General features: G+C 61.7%; 22 protein-coding genes. 14 read left to right on the plus strand and 8 right to left on the minus strand.

Annotated elements, in window-relative coordinates; genetic code table 11:
* Window positions 1-16: 16 nt before the first annotated feature.
* Genes PTE30175_RS14210 through PTE30175_RS14220 form a run of 3 tightly spaced genes read right to left on the minus strand, consistent with a single transcriptional unit; the run spans window position 17 to window position 3,038 of the window.
* A complete protein-coding gene (locus PTE30175_RS14210) occupies window positions 17-1,096 on the minus strand; it encodes a quaternary amine ABC transporter ATP-binding protein (RefSeq protein WP_150697714.1) in 1,080 nt (359 codons plus the stop codon).
* A 5-nt stretch (window positions 1,097-1,101) separates the two neighbouring features.
* Complete coding sequence (locus PTE30175_RS14215; RefSeq protein ID WP_150697715.1) at window positions 1,102-1,971, minus strand: ABC transporter permease; 870 nt, start codon at window positions 1,969-1,971, stop codon at window positions 1,102-1,104.
* 56 nt (window positions 1,972-2,027) lie between these two features.
* Window positions 2,028-3,038, minus strand: coding sequence for a glycine betaine ABC transporter substrate-binding protein (locus PTE30175_RS14220; RefSeq protein ID WP_150697716.1), 1,011 nt, complete (start codon window positions 3,036-3,038; stop codon window positions 2,028-2,030).
* 146 nt (window positions 3,039-3,184) lie between these two features.
* Here PTE30175_RS14220 and PTE30175_RS14225 point away from each other — a divergent pair, with 146 nt between their 5' ends.
* Entirely contained in the window at window positions 3,185-4,144 is a 960-nt protein-coding gene (locus PTE30175_RS14225; RefSeq protein ID WP_191629066.1) for a LysR family transcriptional regulator, read from the plus strand.
* A gap of 206 nt (window positions 4,145-4,350) precedes the next feature.
* Here PTE30175_RS14225 and gyrB read toward each other — a convergent pair whose 3' ends face one another.
* From gyrB to dnaA, 3 genes are all read right to left on the minus strand, one after another.
* A complete protein-coding gene (gyrB, locus tag PTE30175_RS14230) occupies window positions 4,351-6,825 on the minus strand; it encodes a DNA topoisomerase (ATP-hydrolyzing) subunit B (protein ID WP_150697718.1) in 2,475 nt (824 codons plus the stop codon).
* 123 nt (window positions 6,826-6,948) lie between these two features.
* Complete coding sequence (gene dnaN / locus PTE30175_RS14235) at window positions 6,949-8,055, minus strand: DNA polymerase III subunit beta (RefSeq protein WP_150697719.1); 1,107 nt, start codon at window positions 8,053-8,055, stop codon at window positions 6,949-6,951.
* Window positions 8,056-8,279: 224 nt separating this feature from the next.
* Entirely contained in the window at window positions 8,280-9,806 is a 1,527-nt protein-coding gene (gene dnaA / locus PTE30175_RS14240; protein ID WP_224788777.1) for a chromosomal replication initiator protein DnaA, read from the minus strand.
* Window positions 9,807-10,457: 651 nt separating this feature from the next.
* On the opposite strand from dnaA, the gene rpmH reads away from it, so the two are divergent.
* From rpmH to PTE30175_RS14290, 10 genes are all read left to right on the plus strand, one after another.
* Window positions 10,458-10,592 (plus strand): 50S ribosomal protein L34, encoded by a 135-nt coding sequence (gene rpmH, locus PTE30175_RS14245; RefSeq protein WP_150697721.1) that lies wholly within the window; start codon window positions 10,458-10,460, stop codon window positions 10,590-10,592.
* 52 nt (window positions 10,593-10,644) lie between these two features.
* The gene (rnpA, locus tag PTE30175_RS14250; RefSeq protein ID WP_150697835.1) at window positions 10,645-11,160 is read left to right on the plus strand and encodes a ribonuclease P protein component; all 516 of its coding nucleotides are present in this window, start codon (window positions 10,645-10,647) and stop codon (window positions 11,158-11,160) included.
* A 14-nt stretch (window positions 11,161-11,174) separates the two neighbouring features.
* Complete coding sequence (gene yidD / locus PTE30175_RS14255) at window positions 11,175-11,495, plus strand: membrane protein insertion efficiency factor YidD (RefSeq protein WP_150697722.1); 321 nt, start codon at window positions 11,175-11,177, stop codon at window positions 11,493-11,495.
* 23 nt (window positions 11,496-11,518) lie between these two features.
* The gene (yidC, locus tag PTE30175_RS14260; protein WP_150697723.1) at window positions 11,519-13,171 is read left to right on the plus strand and encodes a membrane protein insertase YidC; all 1,653 of its coding nucleotides are present in this window, start codon (window positions 11,519-11,521) and stop codon (window positions 13,169-13,171) included.
* A 110-nt stretch (window positions 13,172-13,281) separates the two neighbouring features.
* Window positions 13,282-14,676 carry a tRNA uridine-5-carboxymethylaminomethyl(34) synthesis GTPase MnmE gene (gene mnmE / locus PTE30175_RS14265; RefSeq protein ID WP_150697724.1) on the plus strand — a complete coding sequence of 465 codons (1,395 nt, stop codon included), beginning with the start codon at window positions 13,282-13,284 and terminating at the stop codon, window positions 14,674-14,676.
* Window positions 14,677-15,085: 409 nt separating this feature from the next.
* Window positions 15,086-15,433, plus strand: coding sequence for a hypothetical protein (locus PTE30175_RS14270; RefSeq protein ID WP_150697725.1), 348 nt, complete (start codon window positions 15,086-15,088; stop codon window positions 15,431-15,433).
* 11 nt (window positions 15,434-15,444) lie between these two features.
* Window positions 15,445-15,984 (plus strand): YMGG-like glycine zipper-containing protein, encoded by a 540-nt coding sequence (locus PTE30175_RS14275; protein WP_150697726.1) that lies wholly within the window; start codon window positions 15,445-15,447, stop codon window positions 15,982-15,984.
* Between the two features lie 91 nt (window positions 15,985-16,075).
* A complete protein-coding gene (locus PTE30175_RS14280; protein WP_150697727.1) occupies window positions 16,076-16,408 on the plus strand; it encodes a hypothetical protein in 333 nt (110 codons plus the stop codon).
* Between the two features lie 92 nt (window positions 16,409-16,500).
* Window positions 16,501-17,082: an RNA 2',3'-cyclic phosphodiesterase gene (gene thpR / locus PTE30175_RS14285; RefSeq protein ID WP_150697728.1), complete on the plus strand. Its 582-nt coding sequence runs from the start codon at window positions 16,501-16,503 to the stop codon at window positions 17,080-17,082.
* Between the two features lie 23 nt (window positions 17,083-17,105).
* Window positions 17,106-17,321 carry a hypothetical protein gene (locus PTE30175_RS14290; protein ID WP_150697729.1) on the plus strand — a complete coding sequence of 72 codons (216 nt, stop codon included), beginning with the start codon at window positions 17,106-17,108 and terminating at the stop codon, window positions 17,319-17,321.
* A gap of 28 nt (window positions 17,322-17,349) precedes the next feature.
* Here PTE30175_RS14290 and PTE30175_RS14295 read toward each other — a convergent pair whose 3' ends face one another.
* Window positions 17,350-18,150 carry an MHYT domain-containing protein gene (locus PTE30175_RS14295; RefSeq protein WP_150697730.1) on the minus strand — a complete coding sequence of 267 codons (801 nt, stop codon included), beginning with the start codon at window positions 18,148-18,150 and terminating at the stop codon, window positions 17,350-17,352.
* A 608-nt stretch (window positions 18,151-18,758) separates the two neighbouring features.
* On the opposite strand from PTE30175_RS14295, the gene PTE30175_RS14300 reads away from it, so the two are divergent.
* A complete protein-coding gene (locus PTE30175_RS14300) occupies window positions 18,759-19,706 on the plus strand; it encodes a DedA family protein/thiosulfate sulfurtransferase GlpE (protein ID WP_150697731.1) in 948 nt (315 codons plus the stop codon).
* 47 nt (window positions 19,707-19,753) lie between these two features.
* On the opposite strand, the gene PTE30175_RS14305 is transcribed toward PTE30175_RS14300, so the two are convergent.
* Window positions 19,754-20,209, minus strand: coding sequence for a MarR family winged helix-turn-helix transcriptional regulator (locus PTE30175_RS14305; protein WP_150697732.1), 456 nt, complete (start codon window positions 20,207-20,209; stop codon window positions 19,754-19,756).
* Window positions 20,210-20,776: 567 nt separating this feature from the next.
* Here PTE30175_RS14305 and PTE30175_RS14310 point away from each other — a divergent pair.
* Both PTE30175_RS14310 and mnmC read left to right on the plus strand, forming a co-directional pair.
* A complete protein-coding gene (locus tag PTE30175_RS14310; RefSeq protein ID WP_150697733.1) occupies window positions 20,777-22,531 on the plus strand; it encodes a ClcB-like voltage-gated chloride channel protein in 1,755 nt (584 codons plus the stop codon).
* Window positions 22,528-24,531: a bifunctional tRNA (5-methylaminomethyl-2-thiouridine)(34)-methyltransferase MnmC2/FAD-dependent 5-carboxymethylaminomethyl-2-thiouridine(34) oxidoreductase MnmC1 gene (gene mnmC / locus PTE30175_RS14315; RefSeq protein ID WP_150697734.1), complete on the plus strand. Its 2,004-nt coding sequence runs from the start codon at window positions 22,528-22,530 to the stop codon at window positions 24,529-24,531. The genes PTE30175_RS14310 and mnmC overlap by 4 nt, the downstream gene beginning before the upstream one ends.
* The last annotated feature ends 199 nt before the right edge of the window (window positions 24,532-24,730 follow it).

Consider the following 24,730-nt stretch of genomic DNA (forward strand, 5'->3'; position numbering starts at 1 on the left):
AAAGTAGCGCGAAAGCTCAACGCCGCTTGAGGCCGGCCAGCACTCCGCTCTTGCAGAGAATCCCGATGGGCTGGCCGTTTTTCATTACGACGAGAGGTGGGCACCCTTCTGATAGCGGCGCAAATGCGTGCTCAATGTTGACCGCAGCATCAATGGTCTGTGCGACCCTTGCTGTTCCCCCCTTTCGTGAGATGTGAAAGGTCTGGTCGACCACTGCGAGGTGCCAATCAGGCGACGCCTCAATCGGAAGCGCCAAGTCCTCACATGTCATGGCTTTAGGAAGATTGACGCCGCTCACAAACTTTGCGACGTAGTCATCCGCCGGTCGGGTGAGAATCTCTCTCCCGGTTCCGGTTTGGATGAGGTTTCCGTCCTTGAGAATCGCAATCCGGTCACCAAGGAACAGTGCCTCATCGAGGTCGTGCGTAATGAAGACGATGGTCTTGTGCAGCTTCGCCTGGATTTCCTTGAGCTGGATTTGCATGTCCTTCTTGATGAGCGGGTCGAGCGCACTGAACGCTTCGTCCATGAGCAGGACTTCTGCATCGGTCGCGAGGGCACGCGCCAGACCGACCCGCTGCTGCATCCCACCCGACAGCTGCTCCGGATAGTGACCAACAAAGCCAGACAGGCCAACGATGTCGAGCTGCTCTTTTGCACGCTGGTTCGCTTCGCGCTGAGGCGTGCCCGCGATTCGCAATCCGTAAGCGGCGTTCTCCAAGACCGATTTGTGAGGGAGGAGCGCAAACTTCTGGAACACCATGGCGACCTTCTTGCGGCGGAAGTGAAGCAGCCTCTTCGCGTCGTAAGAGAGGATGTCCTCGCCGTCGAACAGGATGCGGCCGGCCGTCGGGTCGATGAGTCGATTGAAATGGCGGATGAGGGTCGACTTTCCCGACCCCGACAATCCCATGATGATGAACGTCTCCCCCTTGTTGATGGAGAGGTTGATTCGATTGAGACCCAGCACATTGCCGTTCGTCTTGAGAAGGTCTCCCTTGCTCATCCCGCTCTGAACAAGCTTGAGCGATTTCGAAGCCTTCGGCCCGAAGATTTTGGTCACATCTTCAATGCGGATTTTCACGTTTTCGCTCATGATGGCTAACCCAGCTTCAAGGTCTTCTGCGCGCGCTTGCCGTAGGCCTGCGCAATTCGGTCAAACACGATTGCCAGCAGCACAATCCCCGTGCCAGCCAGCAATCCCCGGCTCACGTCCAGGCGCTGGATTCCTTGCAGAACTTGATAGCCCAAGCCTCCTGCACCAATCATCGATGCGATAACGACCATTGAAAGCGCCATCATGGTTGTTTGGTTGATGCCTGCCATGATTGACGGCAACGCCAACGGCATCTGCACAGTGAAGAGAATCTGAGTCTTCGTCGTACCGAAGGCACGTACCGCTTCAACAAGTTCACCGTCCACTTGCCGCACGCCCAAGTCGGTGAGTCGAATCACTGGCGAAACCGCGAAAAAAATGGTGGCGAGCAACGCGGGTATCTTCCCGGGACCAAACAACATTACGAACGGAATCAGGTACACGAAAATCGGGAGCGTCTGCATCACGTCGAGAACCGGAAGCAATACGGTTCGCAGCACCCGCCACTGAGACATCATCAAACCAATCGGGATGCCGATGAGCACCGACAGCAAAGTGGCGACAAGCATCAACGCGATGGTCGCCATGGCTGGCACCCATACGCCCACAAGCCCCACACCAAACATCAATACGACAACGACAAGTGCCACCTTGGCGCTGCGCGCAATCAAGCCCCCCAGCGCGCCCAACGCGATGATGACCAGCCACCACGGTGTCGCGAGCAGCCCGCTTTCGAAGAGGTTCAGAAGTTTGAGCAGCGGCAGCGCAGTTGCTTCGAGTCCCTCGCCGTGATTCGAGACAAACTGATTGAAGCTGCTGTCAATCGCGTGTCCAATAAGCGCCAGGTCTACAAGTTCTGGAAATTCAGAGTTCATAACGTCGCACCAAAATCGTCGAAGTGGTCAAGGCGTGCTTGACCACGCTAGGTCAATCATTGAAGCGACGCCTGAACCTTCTTGGCAACGTCGGCCGGAACCCACGCTGTCCACACGTTCGAGTATTGCTTCAGGAAGCGTTGCGAAACCTGCTCAGGCGTCGCACCGTTGGTCGAGCCCCAAGCGAGCAACTCATTGAGCTTGTCGTTCGGCACTTGGAATTTGCTGAGGAACGTTGCGACGTCCGGTGCTGTGGTCTTCAAGTTCGACGTCGCAGCCACAACGACTTCCGGACTCTTCCAACCGGTAACCTGCGGATTGGAGCAGCTGTCCTTGGTCAGACAGACGAACTTCTCCGCATCGTAAGCAGGCATGTCCATGCGTACGAGGTGATACTTGGCGATCACCTCCGTCGGCGCCCAGTAGTAGCCAATAAACGGCTGGTGACGCGCGACCGCCCGAGCAATCGATGCCTTCAACGCCTCACCGGACCCCGGGGAGAAAAGCTCGAACGTCTGCTGCAGCCCGAGAGCTTTGTAGAGATTCGCGATGACAATCTCGGACGCCCATCCCGGAGGGCTGCTATAGATGCGCCCCTTGGACGGATTCTCTTCAGAGGCAAACACCTTCCAGTTGGCCTTCAAGTCTTCGACAGACTTGATTTGCGGATTCTCTTTGAGGAGGTAGTCCGGAACCCACAGTCCTTCTTGCGCGCCTGAGGCGAAGACGTCGTTCGCCTTGTAGACATTTCCTTTCTTCCGGATTGAGTTCCAGATGTCCTGAGTCGTAGACACCCAAAGCTCCGGTGCAATGTTCGGCTGCGAGCGAGTCAGCATGGACGTCGCCGTCGGGACGGTGTCTCCGGGCATGAGCTCGACGTTACAGCCATAGCCCGATTTCAAGATGTGCTGCGTCACGCGCGCAAGCGTAGAGGCGGACAACCACGACATCTCGGCAATCGTCACTTTTGGAGCAGTGCCGCAGTCTGCAGCCTGTGCCGAACCGGCAAAAGCGCAAATGACTGCTGAACACAGCAGGGCAATTGCGCGGGATGCAGCATATTTCATGGGGGCTCCTTTGCTCTGTCTCTAATTTGATTGGCGAACGCGTCACGTGGCATCCGTAGACGAATCATTGCCAGCCAAATTAGTTCAATCAATCTTATAATTTTTAAGTTATTTTCAATTTTTCTGAAATGAACGCGGAGGCCCCTGTGATTAAGCTAGAAGCGCTGAGAACGTTTGTGACTGTGGCGGAGGTGGGAGGCATCAAAGGCGCGTCAGAGCGCCTGAATCGGACCGTGTCGGCCGTTTCCATGACTCTGACCCAGTTGGAGAATGAGCTCTCCGCTGCGCTTTTCGAGCAGGACAGGAAGAGCCACCTGACGGACCTTGGACAGTTCGTAAAGGAAACGGCGACGCTTCTGATTCGGGATTACGACCGTGCGGTAGACCTCATCAAGGCGTACGCAAACGGCCGGACAGGCAAATTGCGAATAGCGTCCGTTCCCTCAGTTGCGACACACCTGCTACCCAGCCTTCTGAAGGACTTTGTCGTTCGACATGCCAATATCGATGTCGAGTTGACAGATACCGACACTTCTCAGGTCATCCGGCTTGTCGAAACCGCGCAGGCAGACTTTGGCATCTGCAGTCCGCTGCCCGGCACGACGTCGGTGGCCTTCAAACACCTATTCAGGGACAAATTCCGATTGGTATGCGCCGAGGACGACCCTCTTGTGCAGCTCGGGCGACCGTTACGCTGGGACGATCTCGCAACGACAAATTTGATTCTGAATGAGTCGTCGCGAAGTCTGAATAACGCGTCGTACGCGGAAGTAGCGTCGAATGCTCGCCTGACGGTACGCAACATTTCATCGCTCACAGCCATGGTGGGAGCCGGGCTAGGCGTAACGTTGCTTCCCGCTCTCTCGTGTTCGACGCTTCCCAAGAATGTTGTCTCACTTGCGTTTGCAGACGACATAGTCTGTTGGAGAGACGTCGGTATCGTCCAACGCCCCAACTCCATCGAAAGCCCTCTCACGCGCGTCTTTTGCACTCATCTTGAGGAGCAGCTTCCCCGATGGCTAGCATCGCTCGGCAACGGAACCTCCGATACCATGGCCGAACTCACCGACAGCTCACAACTGATGCTGCTGGGCCAAGTCAAGTGACGCGAGCCTTGGAAGTCACAAGAAGGAACGAGAAGGTGGGGCCGATACCGAGCGCGCAGCTAGAATCAATCAGGACCGCGCGACTCTTTGATGTGATTGGTCGGCCGATGAATCACCCATAAACCTTGGCCACGAAAAAAGACCCATAAGTCTCTCAACTTATGGGTCCTTTTTTCTCAGGTTATGCGGCTATCTACACAAACCAATCAAACGTCAATATTCCCCGCACGCAGCGCGTTGCTTTCGATGAACGCGCGGCGCGGTTCGACGTCGTCGCCCATCAGCGTGGTGAAGATGCCGTCCGCGGCGATCGCGTCTTCGATCTGGACACGCAGCAATCGACGCACCTCCGGGTCCATCGTCGTATCCCACAGTTGCTCGGCGTTCATCTCGCCCAGCCCCTTGTAGCGCTGCTTGCTCACGTTACGCTCGGCATCGGCCATCAACCAGCGCATGGCGCTCTTGAAGTTCGTCACCGCTTGCGAGCGCTCGCCGCGCTTGATCAGTGCACCTTCGCCGATCAAACCCTTGAACGTCTCTGCCGTCTTCTGCAATTGCCCGTAATCGGCCGTCTGCATGAAGTCCTGATCCAGCACGCTGACCTTCACATTGCCGTGGTGACGCCGCTCCACGCGCAGTGACGCCTGATGCTCGCTCGCCTCATCGATGACCGCACGCACCGTGATTTCCGGCGCCAGCGGATCGTCGCCGAGCGCCTTTTGCAGCGCCTGGGCCGAAGCGTTGGCCGCCGCCTCGTCGCTCAGGTCGACCACGACGCCGTCGGTAATCGCGTTCAGAATCGCCGGCTCGATCAATCGGCCCACACGCGCAATCACGCCCTCCGACAACAGATACGCGCGTGCCAACTCACCCAGCGCGTCTCCCGAGATCGCCACGCCATCCGTCGTCGGCAGCAGCTCAGCGTTCTGCAGCGCAAGCCGCAGCATATGCTGATTCAGCTCGCTTTCATCCTTCAGGTAACGCTCGTCCTTGCCCGACTTGATCTTGTACAGCGGCGGCTGCGCGATATACACGTAGCCGCGCTCGATCAACTCCGGCACCTGACGATAGAAGAACGTCAGCAGCAGGGTACGGATGTGCGCGCCGTCCACGTCAGCATCGGTCATGATGATGATGCGGTGATAGCGCAGCTTGTCGATGTTGTAGTCGTCCTTGCCGATGCCGCAACCCAGCGCGGTAATCAGCGTCACGATCTGCTCGCTCGAAATCAGCTTGTCGAAGCGCGCCTTTTCAACGTTCAGCACCTTGCCGCGCAGCGGCAGGATCGCCTGGAACTTGCGGTCGCGGCCCTGCTTGGCCGATCCGCCTGCCGAGTCACCCTCGACCACGTAGATCTCGCACAGCGCCGGATCCTTTTCCTGGCAATCGGCCAGCTTACCCGGCAGACCAACGCCGTCCAGCACGCCCTTGCGGCGCGTCATTTCGCGCGCCTTGCGGGCTGCGTCGCGCGCACGCGCCGCTTCCACGATCTTGCCGCAAATGATCTTCGCGTCGTTCGGCGTCTCTTGCAGGAACTCTTCCAGCGCCTTCGCCACGTACTCTTCCACCGGCGCGCGCACTTCGCTCGACACCAGCTTGTCCTTCGTCTGCGACGAGAACTTCGGCTCCGGCACCTTCACCGACAGCACGCACGTCAGACCTTCGCGCATATCGTCGCCGGTCGTCTCGACCTTGGCCTTCTTGGCCATCTCGTGTTCGTCGATGTACTTGTTGATCACGCGCGTCATCGCCGCACGCAAACCGGTCAAGTGAGCGCCGCCGTCGCGCTGCGGAATGTTGTTCGTGAAGCACAGCACATTCTCGTTGTAGCTGTCGTTCCACTGCATCGCCACTTCCACGCCGATCCCGTCGCGCTCGCCGGTCACGTGGAAAATGGTCGGGTGCAACACGCTCTTGGACTTGTTGATGTACTCGACAAAACCCTTCACGCCGCCCGCGAATGCGAAATCGTCTTCCTTGCCCGTGCGCAGATCCGTCAGACGGATCCGCACGCCATTGTTCAGGAACGACAACTCGCGCATCCGCTTGGCGAGAATGTCGTAATGGAATTCAACCTTGCCGAAAATGCTTTCGTCGGCGAGGAAGTGCACTTCCGTGCCGCGCTTCTCGGTGTCGCCCAAAAGCTTCAACGGCGACACTTCAACACCTTCCTGCACTTCGATCAGGCGGTCCTGCGGCACCCCGCGGCGGAACTCCATGTAATGCTTCTTGCCGTCGCGGCGCACCGTCAGGCGCAGGAAATCCGACAGCGCGTTCACGCACGATACGCCCACGCCGTGCAGGCCGCCCGACACCTTGTAGCTGTTCTGATCGAACTTGCCGCCGGCGTGCAGTTCCGTCATCACGATTTCCGCCGCGCTGCGCTTGGGCTCGTGCTTGTCGTCGAACTTGATGCCAGTCGGAATGCCGCGGCCGTTGTCCGTCACGGAAATCGAATTGTCCGCGTGGATCGTGACGTGAATATCGTCGCAATAACCGGCCAGTGCTTCGTCGATCGAGTTATCGAGCACTTCGAACACCAGATGGTGCAGACCCGTGCCATCGGACGTATCGCCGATGTACATGCCCGGCCGCTTGCGCACCGCTTCGAGACCCTCGAGGATCTGAATCTGGGCTGCGCCATAGCCGTTTTCGGCCTGCTGCTTTTGCTGTTCGCTCATGACAATCTTCCGGTTTACTGCGTTATTGCTGATCAATCCCGTTCAAAGGACAAATCTCTAGAAATGCCGAAGGGGCGCAATGCCCCTTCAAGCCCCTTCGCGCGCGTATCGGCGGATTTGGACTCAGATGCGCATCGGCATCACGACATACTTGAATTCTTCGTTGTCGGGCAACGTGATCAGGGCCGACGAATTGGCATCGCCCAAGCTCACCTTGACCTGCTCGACCTTGAGGTTGGCGAGGACGTCGAGCAGATAAGTGACGTTGAAACCGATCTCCAGCGTATCGCCGCTGTAGTCGATTTCGAGTTCTTCCTGTGCTTCTTCGTTCTCGGCGTTGTTCGCGCTGATCTTCAGCAGGTTGTCGCCCACCGCGCAGCGCACGCCCTTGAATTTGTCGGATGTCACGATCGCCGCACGCTGCAACGAACGGTGCAGTTCTTCGCGGCTGATCACGAAACCGTTCTTGTAGCCCTTCGGAATCACGCGCGTGAAATCCGGGAACTTGCCCTCGACGAGCTTCGACACCAGCTCGACCTGCGCAAAGCGGAACTTGACCTGGCTCGGCGCCACGTCGATCTGCACCGGATCGTCGATGTCTTCCATCAGACGCTGCAGTTCCAGAATCGTCTTGCGCGGAATGATCACTTCCTGGCGCGCAAACTTCTCGCCCTCGACCGTCGTGCTGCAATAGGCCAGACGGTGACCGTCCGTCGCCACGGCAATGATCTGTTCGCCGTCGACCACCAGCAGCATGCCGTTCAGGTAATAACGGATGTCCTGCTGCGCCATCGCGAAATGCACCATGCCCAGCAGCTGGCGGAACTTGCGCTGCGGCAGCGCGAAGCTCGCGGCGTAGTCCTTCGCTTCGGCCACGGTCGGGAAATCTTCCGCCGCCAGCGTCTGCAACTGGAAGCGGCTCTTGCCGGCCTGCACCGTCAGACGCTTGTCCGACAGGGACAGGGCGACTTCGGCGTCGGGCATGTTGCGCAAAATGTCCAGCAGCTTGCGCGCGGCCACCGTCGTGGCGACCTCGCCGTCACCCGCGCCGCAGTCGGCCGTCGTGGTGATCTGCAGTTCGAGATCGGTGGAAAGGAAGGAGATGTCCGGTCCATGCTTGCGGATCAGCAAATTGGCCAGAATCGGCAACGTATGGCGACGCTCGACGATGCCGCTCACGGTTTGCAGCGGCCGCAGCAGGTTGTCTCGTTGAGTTTTGACCAATTGCATATCTATCCTTCGTAGTAACTGTTAACCGGGTATCAAAACGCTGGAAAACCCGAAATTCCTCGGTCCATCAATGGCATGGGGACGGGATAACAGGGCAGAAAAGGGCAAAAAAGGCTGTGGACGGCATCGGCACGATTTATGCGCCGATCCTCTATTGTGCCCGAAAATGCCCGTTTTCCCCAATCCGCCCGACGTTCGCGCCAAGCCTATCCACGGGGCCGCGGTCAGCCCTTGAGCGTCTGCTCCAGCACGTGCAATTCGTGGTTGAGCTGCGCGTCCTTGCCGCGCTCTTCCGCGATTTTGCGCACCGCGTGCAATACCGTCGTATGATCGCGCCCGCCGAACAGTTCGCCGATCTCCGGCAGGCTCTTTTGCGTCAGTTCCTTCGCCAGGTACATCGCAATCTGGCGCGGACGCGCGATATTCGCCGGACGCTTCTTTGAATACATGTCGGCGACTTTGATATTGTAAAAATCGGCGACCGTCTTCTGGATGTTTTCGACGGAAATCTGACGATTCTGAACCGTCAGCAGGTCTTTGAGCGCTTCCTTCGTCAGTTCGATGGTGATTTCCCGCCCATGGAACTTCGAATACGCAAGAATCTTGCGCAACGCGCCTTCCAGTTCGCGCACGTTCGAGCGCAGGTGCTTGCCGACGAAAAACGCCACGTCCTCTGACAGCCCCACGCCTTCGGCCTGCGCCTTCTTGATCAGGATCGCCACCCGCATTTCCAGCTCGGGCGGCTCGATCGCGACCGTCAGGCCGGAATCGAAACGCGAAATCAGCCGATCGTCGATCCCCGTGATTTCCTTCGGATACGTGTCGCTGGTGATGATCACCTGCGCACGATTCGCGATCAGCGCCTCGAAAGCGTAGAAGAATTCCTCCTGCGTGCGGCTCTTGCCCGAAAAGAACTGAATATCGTCGATCAACAGCAGATCGAGCGAATGGTAATAGCGCTTGAATTCGTCGAAGGCCTTACGTTGGTAAGCCTTCACTACGTCGGAAACGTACTGTTCTGCGTGGATGTAGCGAATACGGGGATTCTGCTTTTCCTGCAACAACTGGTTGCCGATCGCGTGGATCAAGTGGGTTTTCCCCAGACCGACGCCGCCGTAGAGGAACAGCGGGTTGTACGACGTACCCGGATTGTTCGCCACCTGGATGGCTGCGGCGCGGGCCAGCTGGTTCGATTTACCCGTGACGAAATTGTCGAATGTGAGCACCGGATTGAGCTTGGAGCGCTCGTAGATCGACTCGACTTCGTGGTTGATGGCCGGCTCTTGGGGCGTGACGCGCCAATTGCGGCGCACGGCCTCGGCTTCGCTGGCTTCCAGATCGGGACGTTCCCCGTCGAGCCCTGCACCGTCGGCCATCGCGGCGGAGGCTGCGGCAGCGGCTGCCGTCGGATGCGACACAGGCGCCGGACTGGTTGCATGATTCGGCGCTGCCGGGGCCACTCGCGGGGCGGGCGCTGCGGTCGGGGAAGGCACACGCAGGCCGGCTTTCGGGTCGAGCACGAACGTCACTTCGATCGGTTCGTTCCAGAACGCGGCGGCCATGTCCGTGATCCGGCCGGAAAATTGGCTCTTGACCCAGTCGAGCTTGAAGCGGTTCGGCGCGCCGATTTTGAGCACGCGCGATTGCGCGTCGAAGTCGACCGGCGCCAGCGGCTTGATCCACGTGCGGAATTGCTGTGGCGTCAGCTCTTGCTCAAGCCGGGTGGCGCAGTGTTGCCAGAAGTCGTTCATGCAGCGTGTGGTGTCCTGGTGGCGCGCGGCCTGCCGAATCGCGCATTCACCCTGTCTACGTGGGGGCAAAACGCGAAAGAGCAAGCCGAACAGGCGCAATGCATCCCGCCGGCGAGGCCTTGGGGCGCGGTCACGGGTTCGGAGGAGCGCAGCGTCCATCAGGAAAAGAGGGGGTTCCTGACGCGCGCGAACGGCCGAACCCGGCGCGCTATCCACAAGGCGGCGTCGCCGGAAGTCTGCTGGGAAAAATTTTGATGGGGGATTTTACCGCCAAAGTGTCCCGAAGGCGAGTTATCCACAGGAATGCCCACAGCACGGGCATCCCGCTCAATCCCACGCCAGTTAACCCGCTTGGGGCTTGGACCCCGCTGCCCAAATGCAGAGCAATCCACAGAAACGACACAATAAGCGGCGGGTGAGGCGTGTACAGTATGGGGCGCATGCCGCCGAGAATGGATCCCGAGTGGCAGGGACGCTAAGCTATTGACACACAATGGAAAAACCGATTAAATAACGGGTTCGTCAGAAAGATAACCGGACTACCGTCCAACTCTCGCTGGCTGCGCCGCAGGCGAAAGTCCCTTCCGGGCTTGGGCTTGCGCCTGACGTACCGCGCCGCCGCCGGGATTTTTTTCACACAGTGAGTGCATCATGAAACGTACTTATCAGCCTTCCGTGACGCGCCGCAAGCGCACCCATGGCTTCCTGGTCCGCATGAAGACCCGTGGCGGCCGCAAGGTCATCGCCGCTCGTCGCGCCAAGGGCCGTCACCGTCTGGCCGTCTAAGCTGGCTTCGGCCAGTTTCGGCGATCAGCGAGTATTCGGTTTTACCGCGGTTTTGCGCGTAAAGTCCGCAAGGCGTGAAGCCCCGCCGGCTGGTTTTCCTAAAGCCGCGCGGCTGCTCAAAACGGATGAGTTTTCATCCGTTTTTAGTTTGCGCCCCCTGCGTCGCAGCGTGCACTTCGTCTTGTACATGCGGCCGCGCGAGCTGCAGCATTTGCCTGTCCCGGCGTCCGGTTGCGAGGGACGCATCGGCATCGTGGTCGGCAAGAAGCATGCACCACGCGCCGTCACCCGGAACCTGATCAAGCGTCAGGCGCGCGAGATGTTTCGCCAGCGCCGCGCCGATCTGGCCGGGTGGGACTTCGTCCTGCGGCTCACGCGCCGTTTCGACAAGGGCACGTACGAAGCCGCAGCGGCACCGGTGTTGAAGACACTGGTCCAGGCCGAATTCACGCAGCTTTTCGCGGCAGCCCTCGACCGGGCAAACCGCGATAAGCCGGAACGGAACCCCACGACGGCGTCCGGCCCTTCGGGCCAGGCGCCGCCGAACCGGCCCCCACGGCCGGACTGACAGGCGGGATCGAGATGCGAAGCGTGCTGTTGTTGCTCCTGCGCGGTTACAAGCTGGTGATCAGTCCCTGGCTGGGTAACCGTTGCCGCTTTCATCCGAGTTGCTCCGACTACGCACGCGTTGCCATTGAAACCCATGGCCCCGCGTATGGCACGTATCTCGCCGCCCGGCGCGTGTGCCGTTGTCACCCGTTTCATCCCGGTGGGCTCGACCCCGTGCCTCCGGCCAGGCATGCCTGTGCTTCGGCCGACGATTCCGCACGCCCGGACTCCGCCAACCCCGACCAGCCCTGGCCGTCGAACGCGCATCGCCGCGGCTCGCAACGCCTCTTCTGATCTCGTCCACCAAGAGCTTCCTCATGGACATCAAACGTACCGTACTCTGGGTCATCTTCGCGCTGTCTGTCGTGATGCTTTTCGACAACTGGCAACGCGCCACTGGCCATTCGTCGCTGTTCTTCCCTGTACCCGAGGCCACCGCCCCGGCCGTGCAGGGCGGCAAGACGCCGGCCAACGATCTGCCGCAGGCCGCGGCCAATGCCGCCGCGCCGAGTGCCGCACCCGGTAACGCACCGGTCGCCGCCGCGTCGCAGAAAGTGCACGTGAGCACCGATGTCTTTGATGCCGACATTGACACGCAAGGCGGCACGATCTCGCGTCTCGCGCTGACCAAGTGGAAAGACGACGCAGAAGAAGGCAAACACGTCCTGTTGTTCGACAGCACCGCCGCCCACACCTATCTCGCCCGCTCGGGACTGATCGGCGGCGACTTTCCGAACCACAACGACGCCTTTACGCTGGTGCCGGGTCCGCTGCAGATGACCGGCGACACGCTGGCGGTCAAATTCCAGTCGCCGGTGAAGGGTGGCGTGCAACTCACCCGCACGTATACGTTCCATCGCGGCAGCTACGTGATCGACGTGTCCAACCAGATCGTCAACACAGGCAACGACGCCGTGAAGCCGACGATGTACATGGAACTGGTGCGCGACGGTACGGAGATCAGCGGCGCGAAGTTTTCGCACACGTTCACGGGCCCGACCGTGTACAGCAGCGCTGACAAGTTCCAGAAAATCACTTTCAGCGACATCGACAAGGGCAAGGCGAGCTACAACAAGCAGTCCGACGACGGCTGGATCGCGATGGTGCAGCATTACTTCGCATCGGCCTGGATTCCGCAGGAAGGCGCGGCGCGTGAGAACTACATCGGCAAGCTCGACAACGGCCTGTATCGCGTGGGCTCGAAAGCGCCGCTGGCCAGCCTCGCCGGCGGCCAAGCGGTCACGGTCAATGCACGCCTGTTTGCCGGTCCGCAGGAAGAGCACATGCTCGGCGAGATCGCGCCGGGCCTGGAACTGACGAAGGACTACGGTTACTTCACGATCCTGGCCAAGCCGCTGTTCTGGCTGCTGTCGAAGCTGCACGGCATCATCGGCAACTGGGGTTGGGCGATCATCGCGGTGACCGTGATCATCAAGCTGGTGTTCTTCCCGCTGTCGGCTGCGAGCTACCGTTCGATGGCGCGCATGAAGGAAATCACGCCGCGCATGCAGGCTTTGCGTGAGCGCTACAAGGGCGACCCGCAGAAGATGAACGCGGCGCTGATGGAGTTGTACAAGGCCGAGAAGGTGAATCCGTTCGGCGGCTGCTTGCCGATCGTGATCCAGATTCCGGTGTTCATCGCGCTGTACTGGGTGCTGCTGTCGAGCGTGGAGATGCGCGGCGCGCCTTGGCTGGGCTGGATTCACGATCTGTCGGCACAGGATCCGTTCTACATCCTGCCGGTGCTGATGGCCGTGTCGATGTTCATCCAGACCAAGCTGAACCCGACGCCGCCGGATCCGATGCAGGCGAAGATGATGATGTTCATGCCGCTGATTTTCTCGTTCATGTTCCTCTTCCTGCCGTCGGGACTGGTGCTGTACTACGTGGTCAACAACACGCTGTCGATCGCGCAGCAATGGTCCATCAACCGCATGTTGGGCCAGAAGAAGGAAAAGAAGCCGGCGTAACCGTCGCGTCTTCGCAAGCTTTGCAAACCGCCCGCGAGCGCCCTCGCGGGCGGTTTTGTTTTGTGCATGTCAAAATGACGGATTGACGAACATTGCCGACATATCGCCCCATGAGCGCCACGCATACCGCCGTCCCGATCGCCGCCATCGCCACCGCCCCCGGACGGGGGGGGATTGGTGTCGTGCGAGTGTCGTTCGGGAAATATCGCGGTGAAGCTGTTCAGGCGGTGATCGCGAAGCTGGTCGGGCAACCATTGAAGGCGCGCCATGCGGCGTATCTGCCGTTCCTGGACGGGCAGGGCGGCACGCTCGATCGCGGGATTGCGTTGTATTTCCCGGGGCCGAATTCTTATACGGGCGAGGATGTTCTCGAATTGCAAGGGCACGGCGGTCCGATCGTTCTTCAGTTGATCCTGCAGCGTTGTCTTGATGCCGGCGCCGAGCTGGGTGTCCGATTGGCCGAGCCGGGGGAGTTTACGCATCGCGCGTTTTTGAACGACAAGCTCGATCTGGCGCAGGCGGAAGCTGTCGCGGACTTGATTGAAGCGAGTACCGAAGCGGCGGCGCGCTCGGCGAGCCGGTCGCTCGATGGGGCGTTTTCGCGCGAGATTCATCAGTTGGTCGATCAGGTGATTCATTTGCGGATGCTGGTCGAGGCGACGCTGGATTTCCCGGAAGAGGAAATCGATTTTCTCGAGGCAGCCGATGCGCACGGACAGTTGGCGCGCATACAGGCGCAGCTCGACAGCGTGCTGGCACAGGCGAAGCAGGGCGCGTTGTTGCGCGAAGGGCTGAATGTCGTGTTGGCGGGCCAACCGAACGTCGGCAAGTCGTCGTTGCTCAACGCGCTGGCAGGGGCCGAGTTGGCGATCGTCACGCCGATTGCCGGGACCACGCGCGACAAGGTGCAGCAGACGATTCAGATCGACGGTATTCCCTTGCACATCATCGATACGGCCGGATTGCGCGAGACGCACGACGAAGTGGAACAGATCGGCATCGCACGCAGCTGGAGCGAGATCGCGAAGGCGGATGCGGTATTGCATCTGCTCGATGCGCGTATGGGGATGACGGCGGACGACGAGGACATCGCGAAGCGCCTGCCGACACAGGTGCCGATCGTGCGAGTGTTGAACAAGACGGATCTCGCCGGAGAAGCGGCGATGGTGGTTGCTGCAAGGGATGGTACGCCGATGGCGATTCGTCTGTCGGCGAAGGCAGGCGACGGAATCGACCTGCTACGTTCGGAACTGCTTAAGATTGCCGGTTGGCAAGCGGGCAATGAAGGCGTTTTCCTGGCACGTGAGCGCCATCTTGCGGCGTTGCGTGCGGCGCGTGAGCACGTCGACGTAGCGGCGGCGCATGCCGCGCAAAACGCCGGCGCGCTGGATTTGTTCGCGGAAGAACTGCGGCTGGCCCAGGAACAGCTCAACGCGATCACCGGAGAGTTTACGTCCGACGATCTGCTCGGCGTGATCTTCAGCCGGTTTTGTATCGGAAAATAAAAAGGGCCCGCCCGCTCGGGCGAGCCAAGAACCCGAAGCACATGGGACCAACGTTGCGCTGGGCAGATTCAGTCTAATGGCGAACGCCGCCAAGACTCCCCTGGAAAAAAAGAGTTTGAATTTCAAACGGACGCGACAAAACGCTCATTACGACGGGCCGTCATCGGTGTGCGCCGTCTGTAACGGCACTGGCGCTTCGAGCCAACCGGGTTCGAGGTGCGCCCCCGCTGTAATGCTTTGAAACACATCTAACACGCCTCGTAATTGCCTCGCGGGGACCTCGGGCCTAGACTCGGAATTGCCATGATCCTGGCATGAAGCCCCGCGCGTGCGCGGCTTCCCATGATGTCAGGGCTAACCGCTGTGTGTCGGGCATATTCCGTGCCGGCATGCGCATCGAGGTCTCGTCGTGAAACGTCTTCCTGTCGTCATCGGTCTGTTGGCCGCGGCCGCCACGCTCGCCAGCGGAAGCGCAATGGCATGGCGCGGCGGTGTCCGCGTTTGGGTCGGTCCCGGCTTCTACCCCTATCCGTACGCCTATCCCGTCGCCCCGTACCCGTATTACGGTCCCGCGCCCGTTGTCGTCGTGCCCGGTCAGTCCGAGGCCTACGTGGAGCAATCGCAACAGGCTGCCGCCGGCGATCAAGGCGGCGACACCTGGTATTACTGCGATAAGTCCAAAGCCTACTATCCGTACGTGAAAACGTGCCCGGCGGGATGGCGCACCGTGCCCGCGCAACCCGTACCGCAACAGTGAGGGCCCGTGCCATGAATCATCCGCCGCTGTCTCATCACCACCGAAGGCTTGCCGCACCCGCCGCGCTTCTGCTCGCCGCAGCGCTTGCCGGCTGTGTCGCCGTGCCGACCGGCCCCAGCGTGATGGCGCTGCCCGGCACCGGCAAGAGCTTCGACCAGTTCCGCTACGATGACGCCTCCTGCCGTCAGTACGCCAACGGCCAGAACGGCGGCCTCGACGCCAACACCGCCGCCACCAACAGCGCTGTCGGCAGTGCCGTGGTCGGCACCGCCATCGGTGCCGCCGCGGGTGCCGCTTTCGGTGGCGGCAGAGGTGCCGCCGTCGGCGCGGGCGCCGGCCTGTTGACCGGCAGCGCCATCGGTGCCGGCAATGCGCAATCGTCGGCGTATCTCACACAAAACCGGTACGATGCGGCCTACGTGCAGTGCATGTACGCCTCCGGTCACCGGGTGCCCGTGCGCGGCGGCATGGTCTCCGCGCAACCCGCCCGCCGCTACGCACCGCCGCCACCCCCGCCGCCGGGCTGGGCGCCGCCGCCCGGCACCTATTGAACCCCGCGCCCGCCAGTGTGCGGCGTCGCCCGATATCCTCAGATATCCGCGATGCCGCACGTTGTCGATGCGCTTATTGTCCTGATCCCACATGTCCCAGCGCCTCGCTCGTCCGCAATTCCGCTTCCTTACCCTGCTCGCCGTAACCGGCCTCGCCGCCACAGCCTCACTCGCCCAGGCCCAAGGGACAACGGCGCCCCCCGGCGTGACGACGCCGGCAATGCCGGCCACGGCGCCCGCACCCACGCCGTCGGCTGACATCACCCGCGCAATCTCGCGGGACACGACCGATACGGCTATCCAGAACAACTGGAACAGCATCATTCACCCCGCACCGGCCAAACCGGCCGAGACACCCGCCGACAAACCTGCCGCCCGTCGCGGGCATCGCGGCGGCGCGCAAACCGGCATTTCCAGCAACTGATCCGCCGGCGCATCCACGCGCCGGCTTTGGCATTCCGGTCGGAGTCGCACTACTATGAGAATCATCGACAGGCCACAACCTGCGGTGTTCTCATGCGACTCTTCTTTGCCCTCTGGCCCAGCCAGGGTGTCCGCGCGCAATTTCACGACTGGGCGCGCATGGCGCACGCCGACTGCGGCGGGCGCGTGCTGCGCGCCGATACGCTTCATCTCACGCTTGTGTTTCTCGGGGAAGTCGATCCGGCGCGTCTGGGCACGTTGCTCACGCTCATGCAACGCACCCCGATCACGCCCGGTACGCTGACCTTCGATCAAATCGGTTTCTGGTCGGATCGCAAGATCGTCTGGGCCAGCGCCGCGCATGTCCCCGATTCCCTGCATGCGACCCGCGACGCGCTGCTGTCGCAATGGCAGGCCGCCGGCGGACACATCGAGGCGCAAGGGTTCCGTCCGCACGTCACGTTGTTGCGTCATGCGCGCTGCGCGCCGGCGGACCCCAATCCTCGTCCGCTGCTGTGGACATACGACACGTTCTCGCTCATCCAATCCATACGGACGCCGCGCGGCCCGCATTACCGCAGACTGGCGCCCACGCTCGATGAGCCGCCCGGCACCGATAACCCGGAGCGCACAAAATCCCCGGCACCTACGCGCCAATACGGTATAGTCAGATAACGTTTTTTGCTGGAGAGAACCACGTGCAAATCGGATCGATCGTGACATCCAATCATATTGCGGTGCCCCAGGGCGCCATCGGGATCGTGACCCGCGTGCTCGGCGACATGGCCATGGTTCGCTGGTACGCCGGCCAGCCCGGCGCTTCGCGCGAACTCAACACGGAACCGTTCTTCATCGCCGATCTCATCGAAACCGGCGACGTCATGCCTGTCGGCGCCAGCCCCATCCTTCATTGAGGCCAGGCGGGCATCGCGATTTCCGATTTCAGATCGGGCCGGAACCGCGTCCCGCCACGCCACGCGTAAGCGCCTCCACCCGCGCCTCGATCCGCGCGCGCCGTTCCACGGACCCGCGGTAGAGCAGCACACCCATACCCAGCACGGCGACGCAGGCGATTGCGAAAACGGCGTACGCCAAGGTGTCGCCGTGCAGCCACGCGCTGTTGCTTGGGCTGTCCGCCGTGCAGATCATGGTCCCTGCGCGCATGCCCGTGTAATGCATGCCGCACACGGCGCCGGCCATCACGAGCGACGCCAGTCCGCGCTGCATCGACGTGCGCAAGTTGAACGCCAGCCATAGCGCAACGGCCGCCGCAACCATCGCGATTACCGCCGACAACGCGATCAACCCCGCATCCCATGTGAAATAGGCTTGTGTGCGTACTGCGCTCATGCCCAGATAGTGCATCCCGGTGACGCCCAGCCCCCCCAGCACGCCGCCGACCAAGCAATAAAACGCATTGAACGGCGAGCGGCCCACGTACCACAAGGCGAAGCCCGATACGACGATCGCCAATGCCAGGCTACCCAGCGTCGGCCACAGACTGTAGGACACCACGAACGGCGTACGCTGCGCAGCCATGCCGATGAAATGCATCCCCCATATGCCGACACCGCCAAGCGCGATGGCCGCGACAACGAGATAACCCACATGTACGCGGCCGCCCTCGCCGCGAATATGCGCTGCCGACACCAGCGCCACGTACGCGCCGAGCGCCGAGATGATGAACGAAAGCACGACGAGAAATGCCCCGTATTGAAGCGGAATGACGCTGCCTGGCTGCATGAGTGGTCCTTGATGTTTATGCCTGACGATGCCGCCGGCCGGACGGGGTTGTCCGGGCGCGGCCCGTTGGGGGTCTTGCATGCATGGGTACGTCGAGCGGCGCGGGTACGCGCGAAGCGTTCAGCGCTAGTAGAGCGTGCGGTATGACAGGCGTCAAGAGGGACACGAAGTTGGCGCTGCCTAACGGAGTGGACGGCCGGCTTGCACCGGCACGCCGCATCGCGCGAGGCCACGCCCCACGGCATGATCGTTAACATGACGAACGAACATGGATGATTAGAACAAATACTCTAAACACTCATTGCATTGTTGGCGCATGAAGTGTTCACATGAAAAATCGGTCTTTAATATAGTAGTCCTATGTTATATAAGAAGCCGAAGCGTTCCCGTTTTCAGGCAACGTCGTACCCGCCATGGCACGGCTTGCATCGATGCAAAAGCGGCTGTCGTGCACCAGCGTCCGGGTTGTCGCAGCGCGCTGATGACTTCGCGGGCACGCATCGATTGATCCACCGGTGAAACTGTTCATCCCGTTGGCGGACCTAACGCATGTCATGCCGAATTGCTAAGATGAGTGAATCGTCCCCCTTCTTGGCGCAGGTTCCGGCATGCTGTTCGATCTGATCGCCCGTTACGGGCTGGCTCTCGTCTTCCTCAATATCCTGGGGCAGGCGCTCGGCTTGCCTGTTCCCGCATACCCCACGCTCATCCTGACCGCGTCGGCCGGCACATTTTCGCCACCAACGATCCTGGTCGTCGCCCTGGCGGCCGCGTTGATCGGTGACGCGGTCTGGTTCCTGGCAGGGCGCCGCTTCGGCAGCCAGATCCTTCGGCTGATGTGCCGGCTGTCGATTTCACCCGACAGTTGCGTTAGCCGCACGGAAGGCGCGCTCGAGCGCCACGGCTTCCGGATTCTGATGTTCGCGAAATTCATCCCCGGACTATCGGCGCTCGCCGTGCCGATGGCCGGTGCGCTCGGTGTGCGGTGGCGCACGTTTGTCCTTTTCGATGCCATCGGCGCGCTGCTCTGGTCGGGCGTCGCGGTGACGCTCGGCACCATGTTCGCGAGCCGCATCAATCCCGTACTCGACGCGCTCGATACCCTGGGCCGCGGGGCGTTGTGGCTGGTGCTGCTGTTGTTCGTGCTGTATCTGGCCAATCGCTGGCTCAACCGCTACCGGCTGCTCCGCTCACTGCGAATGGCGCGCATCGGCGTCGAAACGCTCGAGGAATGGATGAAGGAGGAGGTCTCACCGGTGGTCATCGACGTCCGGTCGAACTCACGCCGCGCCGTCGATCCGTTCACGATTCCCGGCGCAATCTCTCTCGACCCCGAAAAACTGGGCACCCAGCTCAAGGAAGTGCCGCGCGACCGCAAAATCGTCGTGTATTGCGCCTGCCCGAACGAAGTTTCGGCCGCAAAACTGGCTCAACAACTGCGTTCGCAGGGCTTCAAGGATGTGCGCCCGCTTCTCGGCGGTCTCGATGCCTGGCGTGACAGAGGGCTGACCGTGCAGAAGATTGAAGGTGCCGAGATGCTGGTACCCGCGAATTAGATTGTGTACAACTGAGTGACGCACATCTTTGGTGCATCACTCGGGAATCAGGCTTCGTTCAACGCATCTCGCAAGGCCAGCAACTGCGCGCGCAGCGCGGTCTGCTCATCGGCAGTTTGCCCGCTCGCGTGCAACACCTGTGAAGGCACAAGGCGCGCTTCCCGTTTCAGGCTCACCCCACGCGGCGTCAGTTCGATGAAGACCTGACGCTCGTCGTCATCCCCCCGGCGGCGGGCCAGCAGGCCCATGTTTTCCAGGCGTTTCAGCAAGGGGGTCAGGGTCCCCGAGTCAAGACCGAGACGTGTTCCGAGATGACTGACAGGCACGTCGTCCGCTTCCCACAGCACCAGCATCGCAAGGTACTGCGGGTAGGTCAACCCCAGCCGATCGAGGAACGGTTTGTACGCCTTCGTCATCGCCAGGGATGCCGAATACAAAGCAAAGCCAAGTTGCGCTTCGAGCGCAGTGCCGGTTTTCATTGCCGAATTTTTACTGCTCGCCATACGTGAGAATCCATCCTTTCGAATTTCTATTGTGCGATATTTTATTGCACACAATGTATATGCGCCATGGGAGAGATCCCCTGATTGACCGGAAAAGTTGAAGTTTTGAGCAGCGGGAAAGGGCCTCCCGTCGGGGCGGGAAAAAGGCCGTCGAAAAAATGCGTGAAAAAACGCGTCTCACGCCGAAAAAGCCGTTTCCGGGGAAAAAATAGGCTCAAAAAATACGTCTCACCCTGAAAAAACGTGTCCGAGCCCTCCGCAAAACACGTCATGAGGAAAAAATGACCTCGAAAAATACGTCTCGGGCCATCCGGTCCTGTCCGGGGCGAACAAGAAAAAGTTGGATTCCCGGCAGGATCACGGCGTGCGATGCCGATTAAAATTTAGGCGGCAAAACGTCGAAATATTTTTGGTGACCAAAAATCGCGAGACGTGAGGTGTTTTCACCGGATGGCGATCGCGCTTTCAAAATGCCTCGACGGCCGATACCATGAGACCCAACTACGCATCCCCAAGCCGTCGCCTCGCCGCGCCGACGGCTGAACTCAATACGGAAATCCATCACCCGTGTCTGCAGCGTCCGTCTGGGCCAAGTTGCCCGCCGTCGTTTGGGTCCGGCGCCAGTTCGCGCCCAACACCGTGCAGATCACGCTGCTGCTCGCCGGATTCGTCGGCCTGCTCGGCGCGCTGGCCACGGTCGCGTTTCGCGAAGCCCTTGGCGGCCTGCAATTCCTGCTCGCCGGACATCACGCGGGCATGGTCGAGCTCGCGAAGCACCTGAACTGGTGGCAACGGCTGCTCCTGCCGACCGCCGGCGGTCTCGTTGCCGGCCTGATCCTACAGTACTCGACGCGCTGGGTGCCAAAGAAGGGCGCCGACGATTACATGGAAGCCATTGCGATCGGCTCCGGCGTCATCAGCCTGCGCCAGACGCTCGTCAAAAGTCTTTCGTCGCTGTGTTCGGTGGCCTCGGGGGCTTCGATCGGCCGGGAAGGACCGATGGTCCAGCTTGCCGCCATGTTCGCGTCGCTGGTCGGCCGCGTGCTCGCGTTCCCGCCCGAGCGTTTGCGACTGCTGGTGGCGTGCGGCGCGACCGCCGGCATCACGTCGGCGTACAACGCGCCGATTGCCGGCGCGTTGTTCATCTCGGAAATCGTCTATGGATCGATCACGACAGCCACGCTCGGGCCGTTGGTCGTCGCGTCCGTCATCGCCAACATCGTCATCCGCCAGTTCCTTGGCTACGACGCGGTCTATCAGATGCCGCGCTTCGATTTCGTGTCCGGCTGGGAAGTGTTTTTCTACCTCGGTCTCGGTGTGCTTGCCGGGGTGCTCGCGCCGTTGTTCCTGCGCCTGCTCGACACCGCGAAGCAGGGCTTCGGATCGTTGACGGTGCCGCTGTTCGCGCGGCTCGCGCTCGGCGGACTCGGGGTCGGGATACTATCGCTGCACGTGCCGCAGGTTTGGGGCAACGGCTACAGCGTGGTCAATTCGATCTTGCATTCGTCCTGGGCGTGGCAAGCGCTGGCGATGGTGCTGCTGTTCAAAGTGCTGGCCACGGCGTCGTCGGCCGGATCCGGCGCAGTCGGCGGGGTGTTCACGCCAACCTTGTTCGTGGGCGCTGCGCTCGGCAGCCTTTATGGCATTGGCATGAACGCCCTCGCGCCCGAGACGGCGTCGGTGGCAAGCAGTTACGCGGTCGTCGGCATGGGCGCGTTTCTCGCGGCCACGACCTATGCGCCGCTCATGTCGATCCTCATGATCTTCGAAATGACGTTGAGCTATCAGGTCGTGTTGCCGCTGATGCTCGCGTGCATCACCGCTTACCTGACAGCGCACGCGCTGCGCGAAGACTCCGTCTACGCCAAATCGCTGCATCGCAACCGTGCCGCCGAGCGCTGGATCGAAGGGGCAAGCGGCACGGACGGCGTCCGCGTGCGCGCACTCGCCGTCGACAACAACGCGGTCATCCCGAGCGATGCTTCGGCCGCCGCCATCACGGAACGGTTCAAGCAAACCGGTTACCGCAACCTGGTGGTGCTCGACAGCGGCGCCAAGGTGCTCGGGCTGCTGCGCAATGCGGGATGGTGGCAGCGCGAAGCGACGGGCGAGCCGGCCGACTGGAAAGCGCTGCTCGTCCCCTGCAAACCGCTCGACGGCGCGATGACGCTGGTCGACGCCCTGCACGCTGCCGGCCCGCTTGGCGGCGACTGGATTCCGGTCGCCGATGAAGACGGCGGCTGGCTCGGGGTCGTGTCGCTGCCCGGGTTGATCGAAATCCTGACAAAAACGCGCGCGGAAGCGGCGAAGACACGCCGATGACTGCACCGATTGTCCCGGCCCGGCCAGCCTTCGCCGATAACGGCACGCCGTTTTCCGACGACTTCGGCGATGTGTATCACAGCGTCAACGGCGCGCTCGGGCAGGCGCGTCACGTCTTTCTCGGCGGCAACGGTCTGCCGCAGCGTTGGCGCGGGCGCGAACAATTTGTCATTGTCGAAACGGGCTTCGGGCTCGGCCTCAATTTCCTCGCCACATGGGCGAGCTGGCTGGCCGACGAACAGCGTCCGAAGCGTCTGCACTTCGTTTCCGTCGAGAAATTTCCATTCCGGCCCGATGATCTGCGCCGCATGCTCGAGGCGACGATCGCGCAGCCGGAGATGACCGAGCTCGCGCCCCTCGCGTGGCAACTTTGCGCGCTTTGGCCGTTGCCGTTGCCCGGATTGCATCGGCTTGAACCGGCCCCCGGGCTGACGCTGACAGTCGGCTTCGGCGATTTCTTCGACGTCATGCCCGCCCTGCGCGTCGGCGCGGATGCCTTCTTCCTCGACGGCTTCTCGCCCGCAAAGAACCCTGAAATGTGGACGCCGGCGGTTTTCAAGACGCTTGCCCGCATGGCGCGCGACGGTGCGACGATCTCGACATACACCGCCGTCGGCCAGATCCGCCGCGATCTGAACGCGGCCGGATTCGTCGTCGAACGGCGGCCCGGCTTCGGTTTCAAGCGCCATATGCTGGCAGGCCATTACGCGCCGCCTTACAAAATGCGGCGCTACGATCCGCCTGCGGCCGCGCACCCGTCGCGGCGCGCGGCCATCGTCGTCGGCGCCGGCATGGCGGGGGCGGCAATGGCCAACCGCCTGGCCGTTCGCGGCTGGCAAGTCACGGTATTCGATCGGGCGGACGGTCCGGGCACCGCTGCGTCCGGCAATCCGGTGGGCGTGTTCCATCCGCAGCTGTCTGCCGATGACAATCTGCTCTCGCGGCTGACGCGCGCGGGGTTCCTCTACGCGTTGTCGCATTGGCGGGCATTGCCCGGGGGCGTGCCGGGCACGGCGAACGGGCTGCTGCAGGTGGCCACGAACACCGACGAGGCCGCTGCAATACGGCGAATGGTGACGCTGCAGGCCTATCCGCCCGAATATGTCCGTTGGGTCGAGCCGGACGAAGCGTCGCAATTGGCCGGCGATACGGTCTCCTTCGGCGGGCTTTGGTTCGCCCGGGGCGGCTCGGTGTCGCCAGCGCGGCTGTGCCGCGCGGAAATCGCCACGGCCGTTGCGACAGGCCGGGTTTCGACCGTGTTCGGCGCGCGAGCCGCTCGTCTGACGCGCGACGGTGAAGACTGGGCAGTGCTGGATCACAATGACGCGCTGTTGGGCAAAGCGCCGGTGGTTGTCCTGGCTACCGCCGACGAGACCCGGCCGCTGCTCGCGCCGTGGCTGCCCGACACATGCCTGCCCATCCGTGCGGTGCGCGGCCAGTTGACGTTCCTGCGCGCCGGCAGTCTGCCAAACCTGCAGGTACCCGTCTGCGGCGATGGCTACGTGGCGCCAGGCGGGGCGTCCGATGCGGGCCCCGTAACGGGCGCGACATACGGCTTCGACGACGACGGCACGGAGATCCGCGCTGCGGAGCATGACGCCAATCTGGCGCGGTTGGCGGCCCTGTTACCGGGCCAACGTGACGTGGCGAGTGAGCGTGGCGGACTCGCCGGACTCACCTCCGACCAGGTGACGGGCCGCGTGGCCTTCCGATGTCTGGCCCCCGACCGGATGCCGATGGCCGGCCAGGTGCCGGATATGGAGGCTGTGCAGGCTTTGGGGCGCCGCCTGGTTGGCGGTCATTTGCGTGACGTGCCGCGATTGCCTGGCTTGTATGGCAGCTTCGCCTTGGGATCGCGCGGCCTCGTGTTGGCCGCATTGTGCGCGGAACTGGTCGCCAGCCAGATCGAAGGTGAACCGTGGCCGGTCACCGCGGACCTCGCAGATGCCATCGACCCCGCGCGGTATCTGATGCACGCACTGCGGCGCAAGCCAGTCTGAGCCGGCGATCTGTCGATACGGCGATACGTCGCCGCCAATAAAACCAGCGACAGCGCCGGCCGGATGAACGCCGCGCCGGGAATCATCCTTGATTCATCCGTCCATCATCCGAAACTCATCCGCCGGATCCACGATCTGCCCGCTCCGGGCTGCCATCCAACGCCGGAACCAGCGCCTTCCGGGCCATTCGACAAGCGCT

Origin of the sequence: Pandoraea terrae (assembly GCF_902459695.1) — a bacterium.
Lineage (GTDB): Bacteria > Pseudomonadota > Gammaproteobacteria > Burkholderiales > Burkholderiaceae > Pandoraea > Pandoraea terrae.